This is a genomic window from Microbacterium sp. BWR-S6Y (assembly GCF_041379845.1).
Taxonomy (GTDB): Bacteria; Actinomycetota; Actinomycetes; order Actinomycetales; family Microbacteriaceae; genus Microbacterium; species Microbacterium hydrothermale.
In genome coordinates, this window is record NZ_JBFECV010000016.1 from 1 (window position 1) to 1,378 (window position 1,378).

The 1,378-nt window shown below is 66.0% G+C and carries 1 protein-coding gene; it reads right to left on the minus strand.

The window, feature by feature from the left end:
* Window positions 1–39: 39 nt before the first annotated feature.
* Window positions 40–1,290 carry an IS256 family transposase gene (locus tag AB1K56_RS18475; protein ID WP_371206760.1) on the minus strand — a complete coding sequence of 417 codons (1,251 nt, stop codon included), beginning with the start codon at window positions 1,288–1,290 and terminating at the stop codon, window positions 40–42.
* Between the last annotated feature and the right edge of the window lie 88 nt (window positions 1,291–1,378).

Consider the following 1,378-nt stretch of genomic DNA (forward strand, 5'->3'; position numbering starts at 1 on the left):
GGGACTGTCCGATAAAGGGTGTGTGAGGCCCGGCGGTTTTCAATGATTGGTTCTGTCGAACCGTCCGGCGAAGGTGATCGCAAACGCGTTGAGCGCGGGCTTCCACCTGATCGCCCAGCGTGCCCTGCCACCACCGGTGGGGTCAAGTGACCGGGTCACGAGGTAGAGGCACTTCAGTGCCGCTGCCTCGTTCGGGAAGTGCCCGCGGGCGCGGACCGCGCGGCGGTAGCGGGCGTTGATCGACTCGATCGCGTTGGTCGTGCAGATCACCTTCCGGATCTCGACGTCGTACTCGAGGAACGGCACGAACTCGGCCCACGCGTTCTCCCACAGCTGCACGATCGCCGGATACCGGCCGCCCCACTCGGCCGCGAACTCGGCGAACCGGTCCCTGGCGGCAGCCTCGCTGGGCGCCGTGTAGACGGGGCGGAGGCCCTTCACGATCGCGTCGCGGTGCTGCCGGCCGGCGTAGCGGAAGCTGTTGCGGATCAGGTGCACTATGCATTGCTGCACGACGGTCCGCTCCCACGTGGTGTTGATCGCATCGGGGAGCCCCTTCAGCCCGTCGCAGACGGCGATGAACACGTCCTCGACGCCCCGGTTCTTCAGCTCGGTGAACACCTGCAGCCAGAATCTGGCGCCTTCCGCGCCGTCGCCGGCCCAGATCCCGAGAATGTCCCGTTCTCCGTTCACGGTGACGCCCATGACGACGTAGAACGGGGTGTTGCGCACCTGCCCGTCACGGACCTTCACGACGATCGCGTCGACGAAGATCACCGGGTAGATCGGATCCAGCGGGCGTGAGGACCATTCCGCGAGCTCACCGGCCACCTTCTCGGTGATCCGGCTGATCGTGTCTTTGGAGACCTTCGCGTCGTAGACCTCGTCGAAGTGCGCCGCGATCTCCCCGGTCGTTAGCCCGCGGGCGCCGAGGGAGAGCACGATCTGGTCGATCCCGTCCAGACGGCGCTTCCGCTTGGGCACGATCACCGGCTCGAACGACCCGTCTCGATCCCGCGGGACCTCGATCTCGACGGGCCCGATCTCGGTGAGCACCGTCTTCGTCCGGGTCCCGTTGCGCATGTTCGACCCGGCAGGCGTCCCACCATGCCGGTGCCCCAGATGCTCGGTCAACTCCGCATTCAACGCGGTCTCGAGCACGTTCTTCGTGAGCTGGTTCAGCAGCCCTCCCGGACCGACGAGGCTCACGCCCTGCTCCTTGGCCTGCGCGAGCAGGCGCTCGGCAAGGTCCTTCTGATCGATGATCTCTCCCGTCACGGGATCGATCATCGCGTCTTCCAACAACTCGGTCGTGTCAGCCACGGCCGTCTCCTTTCGGATCAGGCCGGACCCCACACACCGTTATTCAGACAGTCCC